Here is a 25,349-nt window from a genome sequence, read left to right as displayed (position 1 = left end):
ATATCAGCCCTCGTGCATCAGCCCTCGAGGAAGGCGGTGAGCGCGGCGGCGAGGAGGTACGGGTCGTCGGCGCCGCACAGTTCGCGCGCGGAGTGCATCGACAGGATGGCCACGCCGATGTCGACGGTGGAGATGCCGTGGCGGGCGGCGGTGATGGGGCCGATGGTGGTGCCGCAGGGGACGGAGTTGTTCGACACGAAGTGCTGCATCGGCACGCCGGCGCGCTCGCAGGCGGCGGCGAAGACGGCCCGGCCGCTGCCGTCGGTGGCGTAGCGCTGGTTGACGTTGACCTTCAGCAGGGGGCCGCCGTTGGGCATGGGGTGGTGGCCCGGCTCGTGGCGCTCGGCGTAGTTGGGGTGGACGGCGTGGCCGGTGTCGGAGGACAGGCAGATGGTGCCGGCGAAGGCGCGGGCCTTGTCCTCGTAGCTGCCGCCGCGGGCGAAGACCGAGCGCTCCAGGACGTTGCCGAGCAGGGGGCCTTCGGCGCCGGTGTCGGACTGGCTGCCGTTCTCCTCGTGGTCGAACGCGGCCAGTACCGGGATGTAGGGCAGTCCTTCGGAGCCGATGGCGGTGGTGAGCGCGGCCAGGCCGGCGTGCACGGACAGGAGGTTGTCCATGCGGGGGCCGGCCAGCAGCTCGTGGTCGCGGCCGAGGTAGGCGGGCGCCTCGACGCTGTGCGTCATCAGGTCCCAGCCGCTGATCTGCCCGGCTTCCAGGCCTGCTTCCTCGGCGACGAAGCGGATGAGGTCGCCCTCGGTGACGTGGCCCAGGCCCCAGATGGGCGTCATGTGGCGCTGCTTGTCGAGCTTGACGCCGTCCTGGTTGACGGTGCGGTCCAGGTGCACGGCGAGCTGGGGGACGCGCAGCAGGGGCCGGTCGATGTTGACGAGGTGGTCGCTGCCGTCGCGCAGGGTGACGCGGCCGGAGAGGCCGAGGTCGCGGTCGAGCCAGGTGTTGAGCAGCGTGCCGCCGTAGAGCTCGACGGCGACCTGCTGCCAGCCGTGGGTGCCGGTGTCCGGCAGCGGCTTGACGCGCAGGTTGGGGGAGTCGGTGTGGGCTCCGATGATGCGGAACGGGGTGGCGGCGGTGGCCCCTTCGGGGACGTACCAGGCGATGATGGCGCCGCCGCGTGTCACGTACTTGCCGCCGGCCTGTGCGTCCCAGGCGTCGGTCTCCGCGACCTGGCGGAAGCCGGCCTTCTCCAGCCGCTCGGCGGTGTTGGCCACCGCGTGGTACGGCGACGGGCTGGCCGCGAGGAAGGTCATCAGGTCGTCGGTGTGGCCGCGGTCGAAGCGGTGCGCAGAGCTCATGGCCTCAGGATAGGGATCAGGGCAAGGGCCGGGCGCTCCTTTTGAGGCGCCCGGCCCTTGCCCTTCGTCACGGTGTTCCGGTGGTCGGCAACCGCCTTAGAAGGCGGCCTCGTCCAGCTCCATCAGCGACTGGTCGACGGCCTCGGCGAGCGAGCGCTCGACGGCCACGGCCGGCAGGACGGTGTGGGCGAAGAACTTCGCCGCCGCGATCTTGCCCTCGTAGAAGGCCTTGTCCTTGGTGGAGGCGGTCGGCAGCTTCTCGGCGGCCACGGCCGCGCCCTTGAGGAGCAGGTAGCCGACGACGACGTCACCGGAGGCCATCAGCAGGCGGGTGGTGTTCAGGCCCACCTTGTAGATGGACTTGACGTCCTTCTCGGTGGCGGCGAGGTCGGTCAGCATGGCGCCGACGATGCCCTCGAGGTCCACGGCGGCCTTGGCGAGCTTCTCGCGGGCGTCGGCGAGGTCCTCGCCGCCGGCGGCCTCGGCGAGGAACTTCTTGATCTCCTCGGAGAGCGTGGTCAGGGCCTGGCCCTGGTCACGGACGATCTTCCGGAAGAAGAAGTCCTGGCCCTGGATGGCCGTGGTGCCCTCGTAGAGGGTGTCGATCTTCGAGTCGCGGATGTACTGCTCGATCGGGTACTCCTGCAGGTACCCGGAGCCGCCGAAGGTCTGCAGGGACTGCGCCAGCTGCTCGTAGGACTTCTCCGAGCCGTAGCCCTTGACGATCGGCAGGAGCAGGTCGTTGAGGCCGTGCAGGGCCTTGGCGTCCTCGCCCGCGGCCTCCTTGACCAGGATCTCGTCCTGGACCGAGGCGGTGTAGAGCACCAGGGCGCGCATGCCCTCCGCGTACGCCTTCTGCGTCATCAGCGAGCGGCGGACGTCGGGGTGGTGGGTGATGGTGACCTTGGGCGCGGTCTTGTCCATGAAGTTGGCCAGGTCCGGGCCCTGCACGCGCTCCTTGGCGTACTCCAGCGCGTTGAGGTAGCCGGTGGAGAGGGTGGCGATCGCCTTCGTGCCGACCATCATGCGGGCGAACTCGATGATCATGAACATCTGGCGGATGCCGTCGTGCTTCTCGCCGATGAGCCAGCCCTTGGCGGGGTGCTTGTCGCCGAAGGTCATCTCGCACGTGTTGGAGGCCTTGAGGCCCATCTTGTGCTCGACGTTGGTGGCGTAGACGCCGTTGCGGGCGCCCAGCTCGCCGGTCTCGAAGTCGAACTCGTACTTCGGGACGAGGAAGAGCGACAGGCCCTTGGTGCCCGGGCCGTGGCCCTCGGGGCGGGCGAGGACGTAGTGGAAGATGTTCTCCGCCATGTCGTGCTCACCGGAGGTGATGAAGCGCTTGACACCCTCGATGTGCCAGGTGCCGTCCTCCTGCTTGACGGCCTTGGTGCGGCCGGCGCCCACGTCCGAGCCGGCGTCCGGCTCGGTCAGCACCATGGTGGAGCCCCACTGCTTGTCCACCGAGAGCTTGGCGATCTTCTTCTGCTCCTCGGTGCCCTCGGCGTAGAGCACGCCGGCGAAGGCCGGGCCGGAGGAGTACATCCAGATCGCCGGGTTGGCGCCCAGGATCGTCTCGGCGAAGCCCCACAGCAGCGAGCGCGGCGTGGTCGTGCCGCCGATGCCCTCCGGGATGCCCAGGCGCCACCACTCGGCGTCCATGTAGGCCTGGTAGCTCTTCTTGAAGGACTCCGGGACCGGAGCGGTGTTGGTCTCCGGGTCGAAGACCGGCGGGTTGCGGTCGGCGTCGACGTAGGAGGCGGCCAGCTCGTTCTCCGAGAGGCGGGCGATCTCCGACAGCACGCTCTTCGCCGTCTCGACGTCCATTTCACCGAACGGGCCGGTGCCGTACAGCTTGTCGCGACCGAGAACCTCGAAGAGGTTGAACTCGATGTCGCGGAGATTCGACTTGTAGTGGCCCATGACAGACGGCTCCGTAAGGTGACGGGAGGGCGATCCTCTGTGCGTACCGGTCAGTAAGAAACATGATGCTACCCAGCGGTAACAAGACGCAAGGCCTGATCGCCCAACTGTGACTCGTTACGCTTCGGTCCATGTACGGCTACGACCAGAACGCGGCACAGCAGGGCTACGCGCCTCCGCAGCAGCCCGGCGGCTACGGCGAACAGCCGCTCTACCCCGAGCCGTCGCCCCCGTCGCTCGCCGACGCGGTACGGGCCTTCACCACGGGTCAGATGTCCGCCGAGGACTTCCAGACGATCTTCTCCAACTCCAAGGTCTACTGCCCGCGCGGCGACAACCCCGGCTTCCTCGCGCTGCACAACACCCAGCAGCCGGTGATCCCGATGTTCACCTCGCTCAAGGAGCTGCGCCGGTACGCGGGCAAGGAGTCCAAGTACTTCGTGATCACCGGCGCCGAGGTCCTGGACCTCCTGCCGACGGGCTACGGCTTCGTCCTGGACATGGAGGGCGACCACCGCATCGTCTTCGACGCGAAGTCGGTGGAGCAGATGGTCGACTTCGCCATGCGGCGGATGTACGGCTGACAGGCCCGAGGGCGCGGCGCCCGGGCGGCTACCGCGCGGCGCGCTCGTAGAGCTTCTTGGCCGCCTGACCGAGGTAGGGGCTGTACGACGTCTCCTCGTCGCCCCCCTCGTCCTTGCCGCCCAGGACGCCGGCGAGGGTGCCCAGGCCCGTCGAGGCGTCGACGTCGGTGAGGAAGGGGCTGCCGCTCGTGCCGTTCGGCAGCCGCTCGCAGTCGAAGCGCTGCTGTGTCCCGCTCTCGGCGGCCGTGGCGTTCTGGCAGGAGACGGGTCGCTCCGCCTCGTTGGGGTAGCCGAGAACGCGGGTGGGCCGCTCGCGGGGCGGATCGAAGCGGACGCGCTCGGCGCCGGTGACGCGCTCGAGGCGCGCGCTCCCCTCCACCGGTCGCATGCGCAGGAACGCCACGTCGTGGTCGGGGTCGCGGTCGTCGGCCCACTCGGGGGCGACGTCGACGGCGACGGGCACCCACACCCCGTAGGGCGCCGCCCCGTCCCGGTAGCCCGGCACGAAGGCGATGTCAGTGCGGAAGCCGCCGGTGTGCACGCAGTGCGCGGCGGTCGCGATCAGGTCGCCCCTGGGGCTGTGGACGACGCTCGCCGTGCAGCCGTGGGCGGGTATGCCCCCGGTGGTGTAGAAAAGCGGGCCGATCGCGGGCGACGGCTCGGCCTCGGCGGCGGCCAGGGGGCTCGAGGCCGGCAGCGGGTCCTTGCGCCCGGCCGCGCCCCGGGCGGCGGGGGCGCTCAGCGGTGCGGGCGCCTGGGTGCGCACGGCGGCCTTCATGGCCCGGCCCGCCGCGTCCGCCTGGTCCCGGGGCTGCTCGAAGTGCCCGGTGGAGTCCCCCTCGGCCGTGGGTCCGCCCGTCGCGGGGACGCGGCCGGCCACGAGCAGGCCGACGGCGGCCAGGGCCGCGACGACGGCGGCGAGGAGGGCGAGCTGTCTCAGGCGCATTGATCAAGTGTCCCTCGTGGGAACGCACGTGTTTGTCGCCGGGAACGCGACCGTCTCCGTCGCCGGGAATGCCCGCGTCCCTCGCCGGGAATGAAGTCACCCTTGCTGATGGTTCACTATTCAACTAACTTGGAAGGCGCAACCACCCGAGGAGGCCGAAATGCCCGCCGTGACCGTAGAGAATCCGCTGGTCCTGCCCCGTGTCGCCGCACCCGCGCAGACGGCGCCGCAGCGCCCCGTGCTGCACGTGGGCACCGCGCCGGGAGGATTCGAGGGCGAGGGCTTCCCCGTGCGCAGGGCGTTCGCGGGGATCAACCACGCCTACCTCGACCCGTTCATCATGATGGACCAGATGGGCGAGGTGGAGTACGCGCCCGGTGAGCCCAAGGGCACCCCCTGGCACCCCCACCGCGGCTTCGAGACCGTCACCTATCTGATCGACGGCACCTTCGTGCACCGCGACTCCCACGGGGGCGGCGGCACGATCAACGGCGGCGACACCCAGTGGATGACCGCCGGCTCCGGGCTGCTGCACATCGAGGCCCCGCCGGAGGAGCTCGTCGTCAGCGGCGGACTCTTCCACGGCCTCCAGCTGTGGGTGAACCTGCCGAAGAAGGACAAGATGATGCCGCCCCGCTACCAGGACATCGGCGGCGGGAAGGTCGCGCTGCTCACGTCCCCGGACGGCGGCGCGCTCATCCGCCTCATCGCGGGCGAGCTCCAGGGAGAGGACGGCGGCCACCAGGGCCCCGGCATCACCCACACGCCCATCACGATGGCGCACGTGTCCCTCAGCCCGGGCGCCGAGCTCACCCTCCCCTGGCGCCCCGACTTCAACGCCCTCGCCTACGGCCTCGCCGGGCGCGGCACCGCGGGCACCGAGCGGCGCCCGTTCGGCACGGGACGCACCGTGGTCTTCGGCGACGGCGGCTCCCTCACCGTCACGGCCGACGCCACGCAGGAGTCCCGCAGCCCGAACTTCGAGTTCGTGCTGCTGGGCGGGCTGCCGATCCGCGAGCCCATGCGGCACTACGGGCCGTTCGTGATGAACACCGACGCCGAGCTGAAGCAGGCCTTCGAGGACTTCCAGGCCGGACGGCTCGGCACGATCCCGGTGGGCGAGGAGTGACGGCGGTCAATAGCCGTTGCCCGGGTTGTAATCGTTCCACCAGGAAGCCGTCAGCGCTGCGAAGACGACGAAGAGCACGACGCCGATCGCCGCGATGATCGTCGCGATCAGCGAGAACAGCCGTGCCTTCGACGACGAGTCCGCCGCTCCCGCGTAGTCGCCCATCTCGTACTTGCTGTTCACTTGCGCGGCGAAGATCACCGCCGCGATGCCGAGCGGCCAGAAGAGGATGATCGAGATGATCGCCCAGACCAGATGGCTTGCCGGTCGCGGGGGCCGCATGCCGTGGCCGTAGTACGGCTGCTGCTGGGGAGCGCCGTAGCCGGGAGGGTACGTGCCCTGCGGGGCGTACGGGCCCGGCTGCTGCTGGGCGCCCGGCGGGGGCGGCCAGGAGCCGGGCTGCGGGCCCGTGCCGGGCTGCGGGTTTCCCTGGGGCCGGCCCTGCGGTGGGGGCGGCGGCGGATATCCCGGACCGCCGTCGGCACGGGTGGGTTCTTCGCTGCCCGGCGGAGGCCGGGAAGGGGGCCGGTCCTCCGGAGGGGGTTGGCGGTCCTGCCACGGGTTCTGGCTCATGAGCTCTCCTCGTCCGCGTGATGAACCCGGAGTCCCCTGATTCCAGGCTCACCCCGGCGGAGTACTGCCGCAACCAGCCGCGCCCGCCGGCCGGCACCGGCGGGGGACGGATCAGGTGATCGCGTCGAAGTCCGTCTCCCGGGCGGGCTCGAAGAGCTCGAACCAGATGTTCTTGCCCTCGCCCCGGGGATCGACGCCCCACGCCTCGGCGAGCAGCTCCATCAGCACCAGCCCGCGCCCGGAGGAGGCCATCTCCCCCGGCTGCCGGCGGTGCGGCAGCTCGTCGCTGGCGTCCTCGACGTCGACCCGTATCCGCCGCTCGCCCGGCCGCCCCGATATCTCGGCGATCAGCAGCGCGTCCCCGTCCGTGTGGACCAGCACGTTGGTGACCATCTCGGAGACCATCAGCACCGCCGAGTCGGTCTGGTCCGGGTCGGGCCAGTCGTGCATGAGGTCGCGGATGTGCCGGCGGGCCTCGGCGATCCGCTCGGGCTCGGCCTGGGCGATGGTCAGCACCGTGCGCCGGGGCGGCCGCGGCGTGACGGGCGGCGCGCCCACCTCGGTGGGCGCCGGGAGCTCGCGGCGCAGGAGCAGCAGGGCGATGTCGTCCTCGCGGCGGTCGATGAGCGGCCCGGTGGTGTAGTGCGAGGGCGGCCCGTGGACGGCCTGGACGAGGGCGTCGGCGAGCTTCTCGAGATTGCCGCCGTCGCCGTCCCCCGGATGCCCCTCGACGACCTCCCGCAGCCGGTTCCAGCCGGTCTCCAGGTCGTGGCCGCCCGTCTCGATCAGGCCGTCGGTGCAGACCAGCATCGTCTCGCCGGGCTCGAGGGTGATCCGGGTGATGGGGTAGTCGGTGTCGGGCACGATGCCCAGCGGCAGCCCGCCCGCCGTGGGGCGTACGAGCATGGTGCCGTCGCTGAGCCGGATCGCGGGGTCCGGGTGGCCGGCGCGGGCGATGACCAGCAGTCCGCTGTCGGGGCAGGCCTCGATGTAGAGGCAGGTGGCGAAGCGCTGGTCGGCGGACGGCTCGCCGGAGTCCACGTCGTCGTTGATGCCGGCCAGGAAGCGGGAGGCGCGCGAGAGCACGGCGTCGGGGTGGTGGCCCTCGGAGGCGTACGCGCGCAGGGCGATCCGCAGCTGCCCCATGAGCCCTGCGGCGCGCACGTCGTGTCCCTGGACGTCCCCGATGACCAGGGCGATCTTTCCGTTGGGCAGCGGGATCATGTCGTACCAGTCGCCGCCCACCTCCAGGCCGCCGCCGGTGGGCACGTAGCGCGCGGCGACGGACATGCCGGGGACGTCGGGCCGCAGCGTGGGCATCATCGAGCGCTGCAGGCCGACGGTCAGCTCGCGCTCGGACTCGTGGACGCTGGCCCGGCCGAGCGCCTGGGCGAGCATCCGGGCGACGGTGGTGAGCACCGAGCGCTCGTCGGGGGTGAAGGAGACCGGGACGCTGAAGCCGGCCATCCAGGCGCCGATGGTGCGGCCCGCGTTGATCAGCGGCAGAAAGGCCCAGGACCGCCGGCCGAAGCGCTCCACGAGGGGGTAGATGGCCGGGAAGCGGCGGTTGTAGTCCTCGGGGGAGGGCAGGTAGACGGCGCGCCCGGTGCGGATCACCTCGGCGGCCGGGTCGCCGGTGTCCATGGGCTGGTCGAGGAACTCCTCCATGTCGCCCGGCGCGTAGCCGTGGTGCCCGATGAGCTTGACCCGGCCGCCCTCGCCGACGAAGACGGCCAGCCCCGACGGCTCGAAGCCGGGCATCGACAGCGTCGCCGCCACCCGCAGCACCTCGGCCGTCGAGCGCGCCTCGGCCAGCGCCCGGCCGGCGTCCAGCAGGAAGGCCTCGCGGTTGCGCCGCCAGTCGCCCGTGACCGGGGTGCGGGCGGCGGTGGTGCCCGGCTGCGGCTCGGGGACCTCCTCGATGGTGCCGACGAGGGTGTAGTCGCCGTCGCGTCCGACGGGCCTGGTGCGGCTGCGTACGGTCCGCAGGACCCGGCCCTCCTCGTCGACGACCCGGATCCGGGCCTCGGCGAGGGTGCCCTCGGCCACGGCGAGGTTGATGATGCCCTGGACCTCCACCCAGTCCACGGCGTGGAAGCGGGCGCGGGCGGCGGATTCGGTCAGCTCCACGCGGGTGGGGGGCATGCCCAGCAGCCGCGCGGCCTCGGCGTCGAAGGTGGCCCTGCGCGAGGCGTTGTCCCAGTGCCACAGCCCGGTCGCGACGGCGGCCAGTACGTCCTCGGTGCGCATTGCCCCACTTTATGCAGGTATGCGCAGCAGAGACCACCGATGCCGGGTGGGGCGATACCCTTGCTGGGTGCTGTATGCACACTGCCCGCACGGTAACCCGGTGCGGGCGCCCTGTGCAGCTCGGCACGGCGCGCTATACGACCAACGCCCTCGACCCGACTTGGATGAACGATGCATCGGTACCGGTCCCACAACTGCGGCGAGCTCCGTGCGGCTGACGTCGACACCGACGTCCGTCTGAGTGGCTGGCTGCACAATCGGCGCGACCTGGGCGGCATCCTCTTCATCGACCTGCGGGACCACCACGGCCTGGTCCAGCTCGTGGCCCGCCCCGGCACCGCCGCCAACGAGGCCCTCAGCCACCTGACCAAGGAGACCGTCGTCCGCGTCGACGGCAAGGTCATGAGCCGTGGCGCCGAGAACGTCAACCCCGAGCTGCCCACCGGCGAGATCGAGATCGAGGTCACGGAGGTGGAGGTGCTCGGCGCGGCCGAGCAGATCCCCTTCACGATCAACGCCGAGGACGGGGTGAACGAGGAGCGCCGCCTGGAGTACCGCTTCCTCGACCTGCGCCGCGAGCGCATGCACAGCAACATCATGCTGCGCTCGGCCGTCATCGCCTCCATCCGCGAGAAGATGACCAACCTCGGCTTCAACGAGCTGGCCACCCCGATCCTGTCCGCCACCTCTCCCGAGGGCGCGCGCGACTTCCTGGTGCCCTCGCGTCTGCACGCCGGCAAGTTCTACGCGCTGCCGCAGGCCCCGCAGCAGTTCAAGCAGCTGCTGATGATCGCGGGCTTCGACCGCTACTTCCAGATCGCGCCCTGCTTCCGCGACGAGGACGCCCGCGCCGACCGCTCGCCGGGCGAGTTCTACCAGCTCGACATGGAGATGTCCTTCGTCGAGCAGGAGGACGTCTTCCAGGTCATCGAGAAGGTCATGACCGACCTCTTCGAGGAGTTCGGCAACGGCCGCCACGTCACCTCGCCGTTCCCGCGGATCCCCTTCCGCGAGGCGATGCTCAAGTACGGCTCCGACAAGCCGGACCTGCGCGCCAAGCTGGAGCTCGTCGACGTCAGCGACGTCTTCGCCGGCTCGGAGTTCAAGGCCTTCGCCGGCAAGCACGTCCGTGCGCTGGCCGTGCCGGCCCTCCAGGACCAGTCGCGCAAGTTCTTCGACGGCCTCGGCGAGTTCGCCGTCGAGCACGGCGCCAAGGGCCTCGCCTGGGTCCGCGTCGGTGAGGGCAACGCCCTGACCGGCCCGATCGCCAAGTTCCTCACCGAGGAGAACGTCAAGGCCCTCGCCGAGCGCCTGGGCCTCGAGCCCGGCCACGCGATCTTCTTCGGCGCCGGCGAGTTCGACGAGGTCTCCAAGATCATGGGCGCCGTGCGCGTCGAGGCCGCCAAGCGCGCCGGCCAGTTCGAGGAGAACGTCTTCCGCTTCTGCTGGATCGTCGACTTCCCGATGTTCGAGAAGGACGAGGAGACCGGCAAGATCGAGTTCTCCCACAACCCCTTCTCCATGCCCCAGGGCGGCCTGACGGCCCTGGAGACGATGGACCCGCTGGACATCCTGGCCTGGCAGTACGACATCGTCTGCAACGGCACCGAGCTGTCCTCCGGCGCCATCCGTAACCACGAGCCCGAGGTCATGTACAAGGCCTTCGAGATCGCCGGTTACTCGAAGGACGAGGTCGAGAAGGAGTTCGGCGGCATGCTGCGCGCCTTCAAGTTCGGCGCCCCGCCGCACGGCGGCATCGCCCCGGGCGTCGACCGCATCGTGATGCTGCTGGCCGACGAGCCGAACATCCGCGAGACCATCGCGTTCCCGCTCAACGGCAACGCGCAGGACCTGCTGATGGGCGCCCCGAGCGAGGTCGACGAGGCCCGCCTGAAGGAGCTCCACCTCTCGCTCCGCAAGCCGCAGGCGAAGTAACACCCGTACCGCGTGAACGCCGCCGGGCGGGCTCGACACCGAGCCCGCCCGGCGGCGTTCGCACGTTCGGGGGCGGTCAGACCAGGGCGGCGGTTATCGGCACTCTCGGGCAGCAGCCCGCCGCCTGGTGGACCGCCCGCGACAGCCGGCCCGGCGTCAGCCTCTCGCCCCACAGCACGGACCGCACGCCGTACTCCGCCACGGCCATCAGCTCCGTCTCGCCCAGTTCCTCGGCGACCACCACCAGCGGCGCGCGGCCCGCGCGCGCCAGCCGGCGCAGCTCGCCGGGGGCGGCGTCGTCGTGCCGTCCCATGATCAGGATGTCCACGGTGGCGTCCTCGTCCCCCCGGACGACGCCGACCCCGGGCAGGGTCCGCAGCTGCCTGATGACGCGATGACGGCCCAGTTCGTCGGCGGCCCGGACGTTCACGGTGATGCGTTTCTCGAACACTGCTCTTCCTCGTCTTCCCCCGAGTATCGACTCCCTCATGGTCACCGGGCGGGCTGAACGATCGATTGCCGAACGATCAACGGGCGCGCGAAGGGCCCGGAACCGCGTCGGTTCCGGGCCCTTCGTCCGTGTGGAAGGCGGTGCCTACGCCTCGCCGTCACCGCCGCCGAAGCGCTCGACGTACGAGGCCAGGTCGTCCTCGGTGATCTTCGCGAAGAGCACCGGCGGCACGGTGAAGGGCGTGCCCGCCGGGACGAAGGTCAGCGAGCGGGCCTCGTCCTGGGTGACCCAGGTCGCGGTGTCGCCCTCGAGCTGGAAGGCCGAGCGCATGGCCGCGGCCGAGGCCGGGATGAAGGGCTCGGAGACGACCGCGTAGAGGTGGATGAGGTTCATCGCCGTGCGCAGCGTGAGCGCGGCGCCCTCGGGGTCGGTCTTGATCTCCAGCCAGGGGGCCTTGGTCTCCAGGTAGGAGTTGCCCGCGCTCCACAGGGCGCGCAGCGCCTGCGCGGCCTTGCGGAACTGCAGCTCCTCCATGTGCCGCTCGTACTCCGCGAGCAGCTCCGCGATCTGGTGGCCCAGCTGCGCCTCGGCCTCGCCCTCCTCGTTGCCCGCGGGGACGTTGTCGCCGAAGCGCTTGCGCGAGAACGACAGCACGCGGTTGACGAAGTTGCCGAGGGTGTCGGCGAGGTCCTTGTTCACCGAGGCGGCGAAGTGCTCCCAGGTGAAGGAGGTGTCGTCCGACTCCGGCGCGTTGGCGATGAGGAAGTAGCGCCAGTAGTCGGCCGGCAGGATCTCCAGGGCGGCGTCGGTGAAGATGCCGCGCTTCTGCGAGGTGGAGAACTTGCCGCCGTAGTACGTCAGCCAGTTGAAGGCCTTGACGTAGTCGACCTTCTTCCAGGGCTCACGGGTGCCGAGCTCGGTGGCCGGGAACATCACCGTGTGGAAGGGGACGTTGTCCTTGGCCATGAACTGCGTGTAGCGCACGTCGTCGGCCTCGTACCACCACGACTTCCAGTCGCGGTTCGCCTCGTCCTGGCTCGCCCACTCCTTGGTGGCGCCGATGTACTCGATCGGCGCGTCGAACCAGACGTAGAAGACCTTGCCCTCGGCCGCCAGCTCCGGCCAGGTGTCGGCCGGGACGGGCACGCCCCAGTCCAGGTCGCGGGTGATGGCGCGGTCGTTCAGGCCCTCGGTCAGCCACTTGCGGGCGATCGAGGAGGCCAGGACGGGCCAGTCCTTGCCGTGCTCGTCGATCCAGGCCTCGACCTCGCCCTGCAGCTTCGACTGCAGGAGGAAGAGGTGCTTGGTCTCGCGGACCTCCAGCTCGCCGCTGCCGCTGATCGCCGAACGGGCGTCGATCAGGTCGGTCGGGTCCAGGACGCGGGTGCAGTTCTCGCACTGGTCGCCGCGGGCCTTGTCGTAGCCGCAGTGCGGGCAGGTGCCGACGATGTAGCGGTCGGGCAGGAAGCGGCCGTCGGCCAGGGAGTACACCTGGCGGATCGAGCGCTCCTCGATGAACCCGTTCTTCTGCAGCTGGCGGGCGAAGTGCTGGGTGATCTCGCGGTTCTCCGGCGAGGAGCTGCGGCCGAAGTAGTCGAAGGACAGCGCGAAGCCGTCGTAGACGGCCTTCTGCGCCTCGTGCTGCTGGGCGCAGAACTCGGCGACGGGCAGCGCGGCTTCCTTGGCGGCCAGCTCGGCGGGCGTGCCGTGCTCGTCGGTCGCGCAGATGTACAGCGCCTCGCGGCCGGTCTGGCGCAGGAAGCGGGTGTAGACGTCCGCCGGGAGCATGGACCCCACCATGTTGCCCAGGTGCTTGATCCCGTTGATGTACGGAAGGGCGCTGGTGATGAGGTGTCGAGCCATTGCGGCTGCTCCCTGGTCGGTGTGTGTTCAGGTTGAGGTGCACCTTTAGCGTATCCGAGGGCCAGGGGCGGGACGGGCGGTGTTTATGACGGCTGTGTCAACGCATCCAGGCCCGCCAGGGCCGGGTGATCAGCTCTCTGTACGTGTGGTGCGCGGGGTTGCGCCCGGCGTGCTTGAAGGTCCAGCTCTGGGCCACCGACGCGTCCTCGCTCGGCTCCGAGGCGGCCCCGCACACCGCGCACTCCATGGCGTAGGTCAGCGGCTCCGCGTCGGGCTCCTGGTCGGGCTGCAGCGTCCAGGTCCCGAAGAGGAAAACCGTTCGTGCAGTCATGGGCGCCACCTCCGCTCGCCCTCGGCCGTCTCCTCCTCGGCCACGGGCCGCGCGTGCTCGGGCGGGCAGTTCCACTCGAGCCCGCCGCGCGGCGGTCGTAGCTGTACGTAACCGGCGTGGTGGTCCATGACCTGTCCGAGCCGGCCGGTCCTGGTATCGACGGCATAGGCGCCGGCGGGAATGTCTTTGCTCACGCCTTATGCATGCCCACTGGGACGGAACCTGATCAGCCGGAGGGTCGGCACGGAGAGTGATATTTCGATGGGCGCTCCGCACGACGAGGGCCGCCCGCCGGCCATGGCGGGCGGCCCCCGTACGGCCCGGAGCGCTCGCTAGCGCACGATCCCGGCGGCGCGCGCCTCGGACAACCACTCGGGGAACTCGACCATCAGTTCCCGGTAGAGCTCGTCGTCCGACACCAGCCGCGGGTCGCGGCCTGCGTGGAAGAAGCCGGCGTTGTCGACCACGCGCTTCTCCGGCACCGGCAGGTCGTCCAGCTTGCGCAGGAAGTCGAAGCCCTTGCCCTCGGGGTCGCCGAATCCCACGAACTGCCAGAAGATCGGCAGCTTCGCCGCCTCGCACAGCGCCCGCTCGGCGGCCGGCTTGCTGTACGGGGCGCCGTCGGTCTGGAAGATGACGAAGGCCGGGTCGGTCGCGCCCGACTTCGTGTAGTGGTCGACGACGGCCTCGATGGCCCAGTGGTAGTTGGTGCGGCCCATGTGCCCGTAGGACTCGTGCAGCTCCTGGATCCGGCCGTCGTAGTCGCTCAGGTCGAGCTCGGCGGTGCCGTCGACGTCGGTGGAGAAGAAGACGACGGGCACGACGCCGTCGTCGTCCAGGTTGGCCGCGAGTCCCAGCGCCTGCTCGGCGAGGTGCTGGACGGTGCCGTCCTTGTAGTAGCCGCGCATGGAGCCCGACCGGTCGAGGACCAGGTAGACGGCCGCGCGCTGTCCGGCCAGGCCCTGCTTGCGCAGTGAGACGCCGGCGGACTTGTAGAGGCTCACCAGGCCGGGCGCGGTCTGGCGGACCTTCTCCAGGCTGACGGCCGGGGCGCCGTCACCGGCGGCCGTCATCGCGGGGGAGGGCTCGGGTTCCGGGCCAGGGGTGGGCTCGGGGAAGGGGCCCGGTGCGGGCCTCGGGGCCGGCTCCGGCTCGGGAACGGGCTTCGGGGACGGCATGGGGCGGGGCTCGGGCTCGGGCTCGGGGACCGGCTGGGGCCGGGGCGGGCCGGGCGTGGGGATCGGGCCGAGCGGGCCGGGGTCGGGGACGGTGGGGCGGGTGCGGTCCGCGGTCTCGGCGGTCGACTGGGCCGGGACGGACACGGCGGCGGCGGCGCTGTCGTCGGGCCCCGCACTCTGCTGAGGCAGGCTCGGTTCGTCGCGCCCGGCTGTTCTGGACCGGCCGAACGCGTTCCGCAGCAGACTCCGAATGCCCATGGGGAGATGTCCTTCATGTGTCTCGGGTGCGAGTGAATTGTCCGTAGTGCGGGGATAAATCCCCTGGCTGGCGACTACGTAAGGCTAGCCGTCAAGTCCGGTCCCGTCCGTTCACACCCGACACGCCGTCAGTACGTGTCATCCCGGGGCATTGTGGTCTGTAGCGGTGCGTCTCCGGTCATTCGTGATCGGGAATCCAGTTGCCGTGAAAGCCCAGCGGCACCCGTACCGGCAGATGGACGCGCGCCACGGGCCCGGCCGCGAAGTCCTGGGCGGCCAGCACCACCAGGTCCGTGGCGGCGCGCTCCGGCGCGTAGGCGTACGCCAGCACCCAGCCGTCGTCCTCGGCCGCGTGCGGCGCCGCGGGGACGAACACCCCCTCGCCCACGTCGCCGCCCGCCGGAACCTCGAACTCCACGCAGCTGCCGCGCTCCAGGTCGTACTTGAGCAGGGCGGTGTCCGCCTCCGCCGTCCGCTCGCGCATGGCGTAGCCGTAGCGGTGCGGCCGGCTCAGCCGGCGCGGGTCGACGCGGGGGTACTCCACCGGGCGGTCGTCCACCCGCTGCCGCCGCACGGTCCCCGCGGCCAGGTCGACGGTCCAGCGCTCCAGGTGCGCCGTCCGCTCGCCGGGCCGGGGGCGGCCGGTGTCGAAGAAACGGTCGTAGCGGACGAGGTGCACGGTGATGAAGCGGCCGTCGTGCTCGAAGGCGTTCATGGGGTGGAAGACGAAGCAGGGGTCCGTCTCCAGCCAGCGCACCTCGTGCGCGGCCCCCTCGCGCGGCAGCACCCCCAGGCGGGCCGGCCGCCCGGGGACCCAGGCCGGATGCGGGCCGTCCGCACGGCCGTTCCCGGCGAAGACGACCGGGAGGTCGTACAGCAGCACGTACCGCTCGGTGAGCGAGAAGGCGTGCATCATCGGATGCCCCGGGACGGGGATCTCCACGTGCCGGCGGATCCGTCCGTCGACGCCGGCGACGACGTACTGCACATACGGCCAGGCCAGGCAGTAGGACACCGCGTGCAGCTCGCCGTTGCGCGGGTCGACGACGGGGTGCGCGGACAGCCCGCCCGGCAGCGTGCCGTGGAAGTCGAACGGCCCGATCGTGTAGAGCTCCGGGTCGAGCTCGTAGGGCAGGGTGCCGCCCTCGACCAGCGCCAGGCAGTGCCCGGCGAAGAACTGCACATGGGTGTTGGGCGCGAAGTCCATGTCCAGGTGGCGCGGGCCGTGCAGCAGCTTCTCGCCGAGCCGCCCGGCCACCGCGTCCGAGCGCACCCAGCGGTTGCGGTACCACTCGGCGCGGCCGTCGCGCAGCCGCACGCCGTGGATCATGCCCTCGCCGCCGAACCAGTGGTAGCCGGCCGGGTCGTCCACGTGCAGCGGGTTGGGACCGTTGCGCAGGTAACGGCCGCGCAGGGACTCGGGAAGCGTGCCGGTCACCGGCAGGTCGACCGCCGTCGTCTCGTCCCGCACCGGCGCGTAGAGGCCACTCAGATAGGGATTGGCCGCGCCGTGCCCGGGGCCGTGTGTCGTGCCGGTCATCTCGCCCACCTCCACCGGCCCTTCCCCGGCTGCCACCGGGCGGTGCCCCCACCGCGGAGCCGTCTTTTCACCATCCAGCGGAAGGCAGGGTTCGGCCAGCCTCCATCTGCGCGTCGGCTCGCCGTCATCCATCGCGGGTAACCGGCCCGAGCCGGGATTCGTTGCCGGGAACGCCGGGAGAAGAACAGGACACCGGCAGGACAAGAGCGGGGCAATAAACGGTCATAGGGCAACCCTGTCCGCCCGTTCCCGCCTCTTTATCGGTGACTATTGCCGGACCGAACATGAGTACCCACCACGGGGGCAGGGAGTTGAGGGGCGCATGGGCCTGACCAGCCGGTCACTCTTGTACACGGTGGCGTTCGTCGCCATTGTGTGTGTGGGGCTCACGATATGGCTCTGGCCGAGGCTCGCCGGGCGGGGCCCGCTGCCCGTCCTGGGACGCCTCGGCGCGATCCTGGTGACCCAGTTGACGATCATGTCCACGGTGCTGCTCGCGGTGAATTCCGCCAACAGCTTCTTCGGCACCTGGGGCGAGCTGATCGGCAGGTACGACCGGTCGCAGGGGCAGGTCACCCAGGGGGCCGCCGAGGCCGGCGGCAACGCCCGGGTCGACGCGGGCAAGGGCGGCCTGGTGCGCCCGGCGGGCTCCGAGGGCCTCGACCGGGCCGCGCTGCCCAAGGGCCCCCGGGACCGGGTCGGCGCCCTGGAGTCGGTGCGCCTGGTCGCCCGCCGGGCCAACGTGATCGAGCCCGCCTTCGTCTATCTTCCGCCGCAGTATTTCCAGAAGCAGTACGAGCGGGCCCGCTTCCCCGTCATCGTGGCCATCAGCGGCTATCCGGGCGGCATCAACAACCTTTCCCAGTATCTGCAGGTCCCGAAGACCGCGAGCACCCTCATCTCCGAGCGCCGGATGCAGCCCACCATCGTGGTGATGGTCCGGCCGACCATCGCCCCGCCGCGCGACACCGAATGCGTGGACGTCCCCGACGGCCCGCAGGCGGAGACGTATTTCACCAAGGACCTTCCCGAAGCCCTCAGGAGCGCCTACCGGGTCGGCCACGAGGCGAGCGCCTGGGGCGTCATGGGCTATTCCTCGGGCGGCACCTGCGCCCTCGAACTGGCCATGCGCCAGCCTGGGATCTATCCCGTCGCGGGCGCCCTGTCCGCCGATTACAAGATCAAGAATGATCTCACCACCGGAAAGCTCTTCGGCGACGACGAGGCGGGCCGCAAGCGGCAGCGCGAGCACGACCTGATCTGGCGGCTGAAGAATCTGCCCGTTCCGCATGTGTCGGTGCTCGTCACCAGCAGCGAAAAGGGCGAGAAGAACTACGAGGAGACGAAGAAGTTCCTCGCCGCGGTCAAGGAACCCATGACGGCCGCGAAGATCATTCTTCCGTCGGGCAGCCACAACTTCACCACGTGGCGGCGGGAGATCTCCCCGACGCTGGAATGGATGGGAAAGCAGCTCACCTTCCCGCAGGACACGGCGGACAAGCAGAAGCCGGGCGACAAGCGGCGCGAGGAGGAAAAGAAGAAGGAAGAGCAGAGGAAGGAGGAGGAGAAGAAGCGCGCGGAGGAGGAGAAGAAGAAGAGCGCCGAGGACGGGGCGTCCAAGGACGAGGCGGAGCAGGACGGCGACCAGCCGTCCGGCGAATGACCCGGCGGTCTCACACCGCCGCGGGACCGGCGGGCGGGGGAGCCGCCGAGATCGTGCAGGAGAAGAGCAGCTCGTCGTCCTGATGCCCGCTGACGCGGGTGACGAAGGACCCCGACGCGTCCGGGTCGTCGCGGTCGGCGGCTATCCGTACGGGGCTGTCCAGCTCGGCGTAGCGGTGGAAGGCGCCGGTCAGGGACGCGGGGAAGACCACCGGGTGCGGGGCCAGGGCGGTGGCGGCCTGCCGGGCGGCCTCCAGCAGCACCATGCCGGGGATGTGGTCGACGGGGTGGTCGAAGAGTATGGGGTGCCGGCCGTCGGCCCGCAGGAGCCAGCGCCCCGGGCGGTCCCGGTCGTCGCCGCCCAGGACCACGTCGAAGGCCGAGGCGCGGCCCACGTGTTCGGGTGCCACGGGCGGCGAGCCCGCCTCGGTGGGGGTGCCCGGCAGCCGGGGGCCGCGGATCCTGCGGTATACCTCCGGCGAGGTGCAGGTGAAGGACGCGCTGCCGGTCGCGGCGACCGCGCCGTCGCGGTGGACGGCGACGTCGTAGCGCATGCCGGTCAGGACCCGCCCCCGCCGCCGTACCTCCGAGCAGACGACGTCCAGCACCAGCTCGGCGGGCGCCGCCCCGATCGCCAGGTGCTCGGTGTGGACCGCGTAGTCCAGGTGCCACATCAGGAACTGGTAGCCGAGGGGGACGTCGAACTCCGCGTGGGCCAGGAGCGAGCCGACCTGGCGGACCGTCTCGGCGACCATCATGGGGTCGTGCCACCCGCCGCTCACCGGCGTGAAGAAGCTGTGCCCGCGTGGCCATTGGGCGCGGACGCGAAAGCGCTCCTCGTCCACCCGGCTCCACCCGGTGAGCAGCACCTCCGCCACGGCCGCGCGATGGACGAACTCGCGGGGCACGGTCGTCGTCAGCCGGGGCAGATCGGGCGCGAAGGACCCCGGCACGGTCGTGGACGGGTACATGTTTCCCCCTCAGTCGATAAGAAGAGCGGGCCGGATGGCCGCCAATGTCAAGGTGCGCGCCATCGGGTTTTCTTTTAAAGTGCTACGGTTTCCCCGGCCAACGCCCTCCGGGGGGCCAAGATACAAGGCGGTTGACGGCCGATCAGCCCCGATGTGAGTTACCTCTCGCGTGCGGAACATCCGGACGGGACGGTTTAATTTCGAGGCTCTTCCCCCAACAATGGAGGTCGATAGTGGCCGCTCCGCTGAGCCGGATACGACTGGCCGCCGTCAATATCGACGGCGTCCTTCTCAATGACACGTTCAGTCCGATGATCCACCGCTTCGTCACCCGTCGCGGCGGGCGCTACACCGCCGATGTCGAGCGGGCCGTCTTCTCCCAGCCGCAGCTGGTGGCCGCCCGCGCCATGGGCGAGGCGGCCGGCCTGGACTGGGCCCCCGAACGCGTCCTCGAGGCCTATTTCGAGGAGCGCGCCGACTACCTCGCGAGCGACCCGATCCGCCTCCTCGACGGCGCCCTGGACCTGCTGCACCGGCTCCGCGCCCTCGGGCTGCGCACGGTCTGTTACGGCGGACTCGACGCCTCCCACTTCACCCGGTACCTCGGAGAGCACGCCGCGCTCTTCGACGGCCCCGGGTATGTGTGCACCAACGATTTCCGGCCAGGCATCACCGAGATCGCCGAGGGCGTCTTCGGACTGCGTCCCGACGAGGCGCTGTTCATCGACGACGTCGCCCGCGTCGCGGAGACGGCGCGCACTCTCGGCACCGCCTTCATCGGCCACCCCTCCGGTTTCCCGCACGGCTTCCAGGGCGAGCTGATGCGCGCGGTGGGCGTGCGGCACGTGGTCGGTTCACTGTCCGCGATCGACGAGGCGCTGCTGCGCACGGTCGACGCGGAGACCGAGGCCGGAACCCTGTGGTCGGGGTCCGGCGCAGACGAGGAAGAAAAAGGGTACGCATGATGGCCGGTGAGCACGGGCTGCTCCGGGGCAGGGTCGCACTGATCACGGGAGCCAGCAGCGGCATCGGCGCCGCGTCCGCGCGGGTGTTCGCGCGCGAGGGGGCCACGGTGGTGCTGGCGGCCCGGCGCGAGGACCGGCTGCGCGAGCTGGTGGAGGAGCTGCGGGGCACGGGCGCCGAGGCCGCGTACGTGGTCACGGACGTCTCCCGGCGCGAGGACACCCGGCGCGCCGTGGGCTTCGTCCTCGAGCGGTACGGGCGGCTGGACTCGGCGTTCAACAACGCCGGCTGGGGCATGGGGCGCACCCCGCTGCACCTGATGGACGACGCCGCGTACGACAGCATCATGGACGTCAACGCCCGCGGCGTGTGGAACTGTCTGCGCGACGAGATCGCCGCGATGCTGGCCAACGGCGGCGGCACGATCGTCAACAACAGCAGCGTCGGAGGCCTGTTGGCGACGCCGGTCGCGGCCCCGTACGTGGCGGCCAAGCACGCGGTCATCGGCTTCACGAAGGCGGCCGCCGCGGAGTACGCCGCCCAGGGGATCCGGGTCAACGCCGTGGCCCCGGGCACCACCCGCAGCGAGGTCGTCGCGGACTGGTTCGCCCAGAACCCGGGCATCGAGGAGGCGCTGCACGCGGCGACGCCGCAGCCCCGCACGGCGGAGCCCGAGGAGATCGCGGAGGCCGCCGCCTGGCTGCTCAGCGACCGGGCGTCCTTTGTCACCGGCGCCACGGTGCCGGTGGACGGCGGATTCACCATGGTGTGATTCGGCCACTGCGATTCGACCTGGCGGAAGACATTCACCAGGGTGAGAATTGCGCCAGATTGCGAGGCCGGGCTTGATAGGATACGGACTCGCCGGTTTGATTTCGGGGGCGACAACCGCACCAGGGGGGTGCACCCGTCGTCCTCGCCGCCGACTTGCGGCGAAGAGACCCAATTGATCCGGAGGCAACCGTGGCAAAGCAGGACCGTGCGATCAGGACTCGCCAGTCCATTCTGGAAGCGGCCGCGGTGGTGTTCGACGAGCGGGGCTACGACGCCGCCACCATTACGGAGATCCTGGCGCGGGCCGAGGTGACCAAGGGGGCGCTGTATTTCCACTTCGCCTCCAAGGAGGAACTGGCGCTCGCGGTGATAGACGCCCAGATGTCGACCGTCCCCGATCCTTCCGACCTGGCCGGCACCTGCAAGATGCAGCAGCTGGTCGACATGGGAATGATCTTCGCCTGTCGGATGGTCGAGGACCCGCTGCTGCGCGGCAGCGTCCGGCTGACGCTCGAGCACGGCTCGTCGAACCTCAACCGCGCCAGCCCCTTCAACGGCTGGACCGAGGTGCACACCCGGGTCCTGGTGGAGGGCAAGGAGCGCGGCGAGGTGCTGCCCCATGTGGTGCCGGACGACACCGCCGAGCTGATCGTCGGCGCGTACGCGGGCATCAACACCATGTCCCAGGCGGTCACCAACCGCGCCGACCTCGAGCGCCGGGCCATCGTGCTCTACGAGCACCTGATGCCCAGCGTGGCGGTGCCCTCGGTGCTGGCCCGGCTCGACATGAGCCCCGGCCGCGGTCCCCGCGCCCTGGCGCTGGCCGAGGCGGAGCGGAGCGCGGGCCGGGCGGAGGACGGGCAGCTGATCGCCGCCGGCTGACGGGGCGGATCCGTTCCGGGAAGCGGCCCGGACCCGCCGGCGGCCCTGCGGCGAGCCATCAAACCGACTCGACGGTATGGAGTGCTCGCGGGGGCCGTGCGGGGTCACCGGACCGCGGCCGGCTTCGCCTCCGCGCGGCCGGCCGAGTCCAGGATCTCCAGGGCGACCTGCAGGAGGGCGGCACGCTTGTCCTCGGGGTCGCCCTTCACGCCGTCCAGGGCGAAGGTTCCGAAATGGACCGTCAGCAGGGCGCTGGAGGACCGTACGGAGCTCTCCAACGCCCCGTCACCCGACTGGATGAGCGTGGAGACGGCGGTCACCCGCCGGTGCAGCGTCTCGCCGATGGTCAGCTCGCGCAGCGTCGCCTGGTTCTCCTGCAGGATGCGGTAGATCGGGGCGGCGTCCCGCAGGGCGGCGCTGTAGCGGCGCAGCAGTTCGCGCTTGGTCTCCAGGGTGGGGGGCTGGGCCTCGCCCCAGGCGATGAGCTCGTCGACGGGCCGCCCGAGCTGCTCGGAGAGGGCGCTGAGAATGTCCTCCTTGGTCTTGAAGTGGTAGTACAGCGCGGCCTTGGTGACCCCGAGCTCCTCGGCGATCTCGCGCAGCGACGTCTTCTCGTAGCCCCGTGACACGAACAGGTCCAGTGCCGTCTTCTGAATGCGCTCGCGGGTGTCGCTCTTGCGGGGCTGTGGCGTGCTGCCCATGGGCTCACTCTCCTGCTGTCCGTCGTCCGTCGCACATGTACTCAACTAACCCGCTGGCAAGTAAGTACAGGTGGGCCTCCCGCACACGTTAGGGGAGAAAGATCGCCCCCCAGGACCTGATCGGCACGGGGTTACCGCCCGACACCGGTACTCCAGGGGGCGTAGGGGCGGTGGTCGCGGCGCCCGCCGCCTTCCTGCCGGGCGCTCGGGGCGGTGCCGCCCCCGCGGCGGCGCCGGACGGACGTGAACAAAACTCTCCGCTGGTCACCGTGTTCGCGGTCAACCGATCGATGTGATGTGGCGTCACCCGGCCGCCGCTGGCCGGTTCCTTGTGGCCGGGATTTTTCGTTGAGTGGTCTCTTACCTGTCGACAAGTAAGTAAAAAGCATACTTGACGCCCGGTTAGGGGCTGCATACTCTTCCGGCGGAGCTGGCTGGCCTGGCGGCAAGTACGAAAAACGCGACTGGACCGAGGGGATGGTGCGCGTCGGGATGGCACACAACATTGCTGCCGCGATCGACTACTACGCCGTACACGACTACGACGCGGTGGACCACGAGGTGGACGGCGGTGCGGCCGAGGAGCCCGTCCCCGCGGTCTTCGAGGGGCTGAGCGTCCCGGTGCGGACCGCGGCCTCGTTGCTCGGGCTGACGCCATGGACCGTCGCCCACCTCATAGAACGCGGCGAATTGCGCAGCGAACGTGGCGGGCAGTATCGCTACGTCACGCTGACCAGAATTTTTTCCTATCGAAGGCTTGCACGTTGATTCCGATTTCGCGGTAGCGGCACCCACTGGCTCGAATGAGTGAAAGCCCGAGTAATGCCCGGAACTTCCCGAATGGGCCGGAGTTATTCAGAACGCTTTCTCAGTGGGGGCGCTACTCGATCGAAAGGCAATTGACGTGCTCAAGAAGGTACTCGCGACGACCGCCCTGTCGGCTTCCGCGGTCGGCGTCATCGCTTCCCCCGCGATGGCCATCGGCAACGACCAGGATGTCTTCAACGCCAACGGTGCGAAGACCGGCTACGGCAACACGCACACCGGCGGCAAGGAAAGCCCCCAGATGAGCCTGATCCAGGGCACGCTGAACAAGCCGTGCCTGGGCATCGGGAAGATCAACGCGCAGGGTCTGGTCGGGGCGGTGCCCATCAACCTCCAGGACATCCCGATCCTGACGTCCCAGCAGCAGCAGCAGTGCACCGACAACTCCACGATCAACGACGGCGACGACCCGCTGTCGCACATCCTGGACGAGATCCCGATCCTGTCGGGCAACGGCTCGGGGAACGCCGGCCCGCTCTTCGGCGAGTACGGTCACGGTCACTGACCGGAGTCCGGACCACTGGGAATTACCCCTGCGGCGGGTGTGCGGGACCCGCTGCGGGGGGTTTCCCTATGGTGTGGAAAAAAGAATCGGGCCGGGTCTTCCCATGGGCCGAATGAATGAAGCCCGATAACCTTTGCGGACCGCTCCGGGTTAGACATGGTGTTCTCTGTCATTCGTCGGCCCGGTCGGCTCGGAGCGAAGGAACAACTGTGATCAAAAAGGTAATGGCCGCGGCCGCGCTCGCCGTCTCCGCCGTCGGCGGGACCGCCGCCCCGGCCATGGCCGTCGGCGGAGGCGGTGACTCCAAGGACCTCTACAACGCCAACGGGGCCACCCAGATGTACGGAAACACCTGGACCGGCGGCTATATGAGCCCTCAGATGGGCCTGATCAACGGCTCGTTCAACAAGCCCTGCATCGCCATCGGCAAGCTGGGTATCCAGGGACTCCTCGGAGCGGTGCCCATCAGCCTCCAGGACATTCCGATCCTGTCCTCGCAGCAGCAGCAGCAGTGCACCGAGAACTCCGTGATCAACGACGGCGACGACCCGCTGTCGCACATCCTGGACGACGTCGCGATCCTCTCCGGCAACGGTTCCGGCAACGCGGGCGGGCTGTTCGGCCGGCTCGGCGGGCACGGCAAGCACCGCCGCCACTGACCGGGGCGCGCCCCGCACACGAGAGCCGCCCCCCGGCGATCCCAGGGGGCGGCTCTCCGCGTCACCGGCACCGGCCGGCGCGCCCGCCCGGCGCGGACGGAGGCGGCGCGGTCAGCCCTCGTAGTAGACGGTGAGCACGGCGCCGCCCACGTCCACCCGTCGCCGGCCCAGCCGTTCGCCGCGGCGCAGCGCTCCCAGGCACGTGCGGAACATGCCCATCTCCTCGTCGGTCAGCACGGCGGCCGCCAGGTCGAGGAGTTCGTCGACGCTCCGGTCGGTGAGCACTTCGGGCAGGTCGCCGGAGAGCAGGACGACGGATTCCCCGGTGCGTCCCCGGACGACGGCATTGGACGTCGAGCCACCACTGACAACGAGCACGCATTCCCCCTGGCCTCGGCAGGTCGAGACGATAGCCGGGAGCGGGCATGATCCTCGGCCGGACGGGAATATTCGCTGGATTCAACCATCCCGGGAACCGGGGCAGTTGAGGGCGGCGTCCGGGACGCCGGGATGCCGGGGAAACGGCCGGTTCAGTCCTGTGAGGGTGACTCCTTGGGCGCGCGTTCGAGCAACGACTCGACCAGCGCGGCCACATGCCGGCGGTCGTCGGAGGACAGCCGCTGGACGCTCGCGATCAGCAGGTCGACCTCGGGGTCCGGCGGGGACTGCGGGGCGTCCTGGCTCGCGGGGTAGAGGTGGATGCCGCAGGCCTCGGCGGCGGCCCGGCGCACGGTGTCCAGGGGCAGGTCGAGCCCCCGCGACAGCCCCTCGAGCGTGGCGGGCTGCGGCATGCGCACCAGGCGTTCGGCGGTGGCCAGATGGTGCACGGTCGAGCGGGGGATGCCGCCCCTGCGGGCGACCTCTCCGTAGGACCACCCCTGCCGGTCCAGGCGCTGTCTCATCAACTGCTGCAGTGCGTTGGCCACTGACGGTCGCTTCCTGCTCTCGGCGGTTCGGCTCTCGGCTGGCCCGTCCCTCGGGTGGAACCGATTCTACGGGCGGCGTCCAGACGAACCGCTTGCGCGGGGCGGACGCCCGCCGCTAGTGTCCAATCTCGTTGGACAAGCCGTCCGACCGCATCGGACGCGAGGCCGGGGGGTCCTGCCCGTGCCCGAGAGCGCAGTACGTGACACACC

At 70.3% G+C, this 25,349-nt stretch carries 25 protein-coding genes; 10 read left to right on the top strand and 15 right to left on the bottom strand.

Annotation, left to right across the window (positions count from 1 at the left end; translation table 11 throughout):
• Positions 1 to 17: 17 nt before the first annotated feature.
• Positions 18 to 1,310 (bottom strand): M18 family aminopeptidase, encoded by a 1,293-nt coding sequence (locus J1792_RS05625; protein WP_207246736.1) that lies wholly within the window; start codon positions 1,308 to 1,310, stop codon positions 18 to 20.
• A gap of 96 nt (positions 1,311 to 1,406) precedes the next feature.
• Entirely contained in the window at positions 1,407 to 3,233 is a 1,827-nt protein-coding gene (locus J1792_RS05620) for an acyl-CoA dehydrogenase (protein WP_086567907.1), read from the bottom strand.
• A 131-nt stretch (positions 3,234 to 3,364) separates the two neighbouring features.
• On the opposite strand from J1792_RS05620, the gene J1792_RS05615 reads away from it, so the two are divergent.
• Positions 3,365 to 3,817 (top strand): SseB family protein, encoded by a 453-nt coding sequence (locus J1792_RS05615; protein ID WP_086567906.1) that lies wholly within the window; start codon positions 3,365 to 3,367, stop codon positions 3,815 to 3,817.
• Positions 3,818 to 3,845: 28 nt separating this feature from the next.
• On the opposite strand, the gene J1792_RS05610 is transcribed toward J1792_RS05615, so the two are convergent.
• Positions 3,846 to 4,763, bottom strand: a complete 918-nt coding sequence (locus J1792_RS05610) for a trypsin-like serine peptidase (protein ID WP_207246735.1) — start codon at positions 4,761 to 4,763, stop codon at positions 3,846 to 3,848.
• Between the two features lie 160 nt (positions 4,764 to 4,923).
• Between J1792_RS05610 and J1792_RS05605 the strand changes: the two genes are divergently transcribed.
• A complete protein-coding gene (locus J1792_RS05605; protein ID WP_086567903.1) occupies positions 4,924 to 5,892 on the top strand; it encodes a pirin family protein in 969 nt (322 codons plus the stop codon).
• 6 nt (positions 5,893 to 5,898) lie between these two features.
• Here J1792_RS05605 and J1792_RS05600 read toward each other — a convergent pair whose 3' ends face one another.
• Positions 5,899 to 6,465 carry a CD225/dispanin family protein gene (locus J1792_RS05600; RefSeq protein ID WP_179198816.1) on the bottom strand — a complete coding sequence of 189 codons (567 nt, stop codon included), beginning with the start codon at positions 6,463 to 6,465 and terminating at the stop codon, positions 5,899 to 5,901.
• A 111-nt stretch (positions 6,466 to 6,576) separates the two neighbouring features.
• A complete protein-coding gene (locus J1792_RS05595; protein ID WP_086567897.1) occupies positions 6,577 to 8,715 on the bottom strand; it encodes an ATP-binding SpoIIE family protein phosphatase in 2,139 nt (712 codons plus the stop codon).
• Positions 8,716 to 8,886: 171 nt separating this feature from the next.
• On the opposite strand from J1792_RS05595, the gene aspS reads away from it, so the two are divergent.
• Positions 8,887 to 10,650 carry an aspartate--tRNA ligase gene (gene aspS / locus J1792_RS05590; protein WP_086567895.1) on the top strand — a complete coding sequence of 588 codons (1,764 nt, stop codon included), beginning with the start codon at positions 8,887 to 8,889 and terminating at the stop codon, positions 10,648 to 10,650.
• A gap of 76 nt (positions 10,651 to 10,726) precedes the next feature.
• On the opposite strand, the gene J1792_RS05585 is transcribed toward aspS, so the two are convergent.
• The 6 genes from J1792_RS05585 to J1792_RS05560 all read right to left on the bottom strand — a co-directional run bounded on the left by J1792_RS05585 (position 10,727) and on the right by J1792_RS05560 (position 16,271).
• A complete protein-coding gene (locus J1792_RS05585) occupies positions 10,727 to 11,101 on the bottom strand; it encodes a hypothetical protein (protein ID WP_086567893.1) in 375 nt (124 codons plus the stop codon).
• Positions 11,102 to 11,245: 144 nt separating this feature from the next.
• Complete coding sequence (metG, locus tag J1792_RS05580; protein WP_086567891.1) at positions 11,246 to 12,964, bottom strand: methionine--tRNA ligase; 1,719 nt, start codon at positions 12,962 to 12,964, stop codon at positions 11,246 to 11,248.
• A gap of 97 nt (positions 12,965 to 13,061) precedes the next feature.
• Entirely contained in the window at positions 13,062 to 13,295 is a 234-nt protein-coding gene (locus J1792_RS05575) for a DUF7848 domain-containing protein (RefSeq protein ID WP_179198815.1), read from the bottom strand.
• Positions 13,292 to 13,489 (bottom strand): hypothetical protein, encoded by a 198-nt coding sequence (locus tag J1792_RS05570; protein WP_086567888.1) that lies wholly within the window; start codon positions 13,487 to 13,489, stop codon positions 13,292 to 13,294. Before J1792_RS05570 ends, J1792_RS05575 begins: the two co-directional genes overlap by 4 nt.
• Positions 13,490 to 13,627: 138 nt before the next feature.
• The gene (locus J1792_RS05565) at positions 13,628 to 14,368 is read right to left on the bottom strand and encodes a vWA domain-containing protein (protein ID WP_207555506.1); all 741 of its coding nucleotides are present in this window, start codon (positions 14,366 to 14,368) and stop codon (positions 13,628 to 13,630) included.
• A gap of 541 nt (positions 14,369 to 14,909) precedes the next feature.
• Positions 14,910 to 16,271 carry a carotenoid oxygenase family protein gene (locus J1792_RS05560; RefSeq protein WP_207246733.1) on the bottom strand — a complete coding sequence of 454 codons (1,362 nt, stop codon included), beginning with the start codon at positions 16,269 to 16,271 and terminating at the stop codon, positions 14,910 to 14,912.
• Between the two features lie 379 nt (positions 16,272 to 16,650).
• Between J1792_RS05560 and J1792_RS05555 the strand changes: the two genes are divergently transcribed.
• Positions 16,651 to 17,934 carry an alpha/beta hydrolase gene (locus J1792_RS05555; protein ID WP_307842906.1) on the top strand — a complete coding sequence of 428 codons (1,284 nt, stop codon included), beginning with the start codon at positions 16,651 to 16,653 and terminating at the stop codon, positions 17,932 to 17,934.
• A gap of 10 nt (positions 17,935 to 17,944) precedes the next feature.
• On the opposite strand, the gene J1792_RS05550 is transcribed toward J1792_RS05555, so the two are convergent.
• Entirely contained in the window at positions 17,945 to 18,904 is a 960-nt protein-coding gene (locus J1792_RS05550) for a ScbA/BarX family gamma-butyrolactone biosynthesis protein (protein ID WP_086573495.1), read from the bottom strand.
• A 233-nt stretch (positions 18,905 to 19,137) separates the two neighbouring features.
• Between J1792_RS05550 and J1792_RS05545 the strand changes: the two genes are divergently transcribed.
• The 3 genes from J1792_RS05545 (at position 19,138) to J1792_RS05535 (ending at position 21,523) form a co-directional block, all read left to right on the top strand.
• A complete protein-coding gene (locus J1792_RS05545; RefSeq protein WP_086573497.1) occupies positions 19,138 to 19,869 on the top strand; it encodes a haloacid dehalogenase-like hydrolase in 732 nt (243 codons plus the stop codon).
• The gene (locus J1792_RS05540) at positions 19,866 to 20,639 is read left to right on the top strand and encodes an SDR family NAD(P)-dependent oxidoreductase (RefSeq protein ID WP_372446070.1); all 774 of its coding nucleotides are present in this window, start codon (positions 19,866 to 19,868) and stop codon (positions 20,637 to 20,639) included. The genes J1792_RS05545 and J1792_RS05540 overlap by 4 nt, the downstream gene beginning before the upstream one ends.
• 191 nt (positions 20,640 to 20,830) lie before the next feature.
• Positions 20,831 to 21,523 carry a ScbR family autoregulator-binding transcription factor gene (locus J1792_RS05535; RefSeq protein WP_207246732.1) on the top strand — a complete coding sequence of 231 codons (693 nt, stop codon included), beginning with the start codon at positions 20,831 to 20,833 and terminating at the stop codon, positions 21,521 to 21,523.
• 104 nt (positions 21,524 to 21,627) lie between these two features.
• Here the strand turns inward: J1792_RS05535 and J1792_RS05530 are convergent, their stop codons facing one another.
• A complete protein-coding gene (locus J1792_RS05530) occupies positions 21,628 to 22,224 on the bottom strand; it encodes a TetR/AcrR family transcriptional regulator (protein ID WP_086573500.1) in 597 nt (198 codons plus the stop codon).
• A gap of 492 nt (positions 22,225 to 22,716) precedes the next feature.
• Here J1792_RS05530 and J1792_RS05525 point away from each other — a divergent pair, with 492 nt between their 5' ends.
• From J1792_RS05525 to J1792_RS05515, 3 genes are all read left to right on the top strand, one after another.
• Positions 22,717 to 22,992, top strand: a complete 276-nt coding sequence (locus J1792_RS05525) for a hypothetical protein (protein ID WP_207246731.1) — start codon at positions 22,717 to 22,719, stop codon at positions 22,990 to 22,992.
• A gap of 136 nt (positions 22,993 to 23,128) precedes the next feature.
• Positions 23,129 to 23,554: a rodlin gene (locus tag J1792_RS05520; RefSeq protein WP_086573503.1), complete on the top strand. Its 426-nt coding sequence runs from the start codon at positions 23,129 to 23,131 to the stop codon at positions 23,552 to 23,554.
• 209 nt (positions 23,555 to 23,763) lie between these two features.
• Positions 23,764 to 24,213: a rodlin gene (locus J1792_RS05515; RefSeq protein ID WP_207246730.1), complete on the top strand. Its 450-nt coding sequence runs from the start codon at positions 23,764 to 23,766 to the stop codon at positions 24,211 to 24,213.
• Positions 24,214 to 24,324: 111 nt separating this feature from the next.
• Here the strand turns inward: J1792_RS05515 and J1792_RS05510 are convergent, their stop codons facing one another.
• Positions 24,325 to 24,591: a hypothetical protein gene (locus tag J1792_RS05510; RefSeq protein ID WP_086573506.1), complete on the bottom strand. Its 267-nt coding sequence runs from the start codon at positions 24,589 to 24,591 to the stop codon at positions 24,325 to 24,327.
• Between the two features lie 152 nt (positions 24,592 to 24,743).
• A complete protein-coding gene (locus J1792_RS05505; RefSeq protein ID WP_086573508.1) occupies positions 24,744 to 25,139 on the bottom strand; it encodes a helix-turn-helix domain-containing protein in 396 nt (131 codons plus the stop codon).
• Positions 25,140 to 25,349: the final 210 nt, after the last annotated feature.

Origin of the sequence: Streptomyces triculaminicus (assembly GCF_017349075.1) — a bacterium.
GTDB classification, from domain to species: domain Bacteria; phylum Actinomycetota; class Actinomycetes; order Streptomycetales; family Streptomycetaceae; genus Streptomyces; species Streptomyces triculaminicus.
The sequence above is the reverse complement of the archived record's forward strand: the minus strand, read 5'-3'. Positions and strand labels throughout refer to the sequence as shown.

Excerpts from the sequence above, each read along its gene's own strand:
- J1792_RS05540 (WP_372446070.1), top strand. The coding sequence starts at position 19,866 with ATGATGGCCGGTGAGCACGGGCTGCTCCGGGGCAGGGTCGCACTGATC.
- J1792_RS05615 (WP_086567906.1), top strand. The coding sequence starts at position 3,365 with ATGTACGGCTACGACCAGAACGCGGCACAGCAGGGCTACGCGCCTCCG.
- J1792_RS05620 (WP_086567907.1), bottom strand. The coding sequence starts at position 3,233 with ATGGGCCACTACAAGTCGAATCTCCGCGACATCGAGTTCAACCTCTTC.
- J1792_RS05605 (WP_086567903.1), top strand. The coding sequence starts at position 4,924 with ATGCCCGCCGTGACCGTAGAGAATCCGCTGGTCCTGCCCCGTGTCGCC.
- metG (WP_086567891.1), bottom strand. The coding sequence starts at position 12,964 with ATGGCTCGACACCTCATCACCAGCGCCCTTCCGTACATCAACGGGATC.
- J1792_RS05595 (WP_086567897.1), bottom strand. The coding sequence starts at position 8,715 with ATGCGCACCGAGGACGTACTGGCCGCCGTCGCGACCGGGCTGTGGCAC.
- J1792_RS05530 (WP_086573500.1), bottom strand. The coding sequence starts at position 22,224 with ATGGGCAGCACGCCACAGCCCCGCAAGAGCGACACCCGCGAGCGCATT.
- J1792_RS05600 (WP_179198816.1), bottom strand. The coding sequence starts at position 6,465 with ATGAGCCAGAACCCGTGGCAGGACCGCCAACCCCCTCCGGAGGACCGG.
- J1792_RS05610 (WP_207246735.1), bottom strand. The coding sequence starts at position 4,763 with ATGCGCCTGAGACAGCTCGCCCTCCTCGCCGCCGTCGTCGCGGCCCTG.
- J1792_RS05565 (WP_207555506.1), bottom strand. The coding sequence starts at position 14,368 with ATGACGGCCGCCGGTGACGGCGCCCCGGCCGTCAGCCTGGAGAAGGTC.
- J1792_RS05550 (WP_086573495.1), bottom strand. The coding sequence starts at position 18,904 with ATGTACCCGTCCACGACCGTGCCGGGGTCCTTCGCGCCCGATCTGCCC.
- J1792_RS05560 (WP_207246733.1), bottom strand. The coding sequence starts at position 16,271 with ATGACCGGCACGACACACGGCCCCGGGCACGGCGCGGCCAATCCCTAT.
- J1792_RS05575 (WP_179198815.1), bottom strand. The coding sequence starts at position 13,295 with ATGACTGCACGAACGGTTTTCCTCTTCGGGACCTGGACGCTGCAGCCC.
- aspS (WP_086567895.1), top strand. The coding sequence starts at position 8,887 with ATGCATCGGTACCGGTCCCACAACTGCGGCGAGCTCCGTGCGGCTGAC.
- J1792_RS05525 (WP_207246731.1), top strand. The coding sequence starts at position 22,717 with ATGGCACACAACATTGCTGCCGCGATCGACTACTACGCCGTACACGAC.
- J1792_RS05625 (WP_207246736.1), bottom strand. The coding sequence starts at position 1,310 with ATGAGCTCTGCGCACCGCTTCGACCGCGGCCACACCGACGACCTGATG.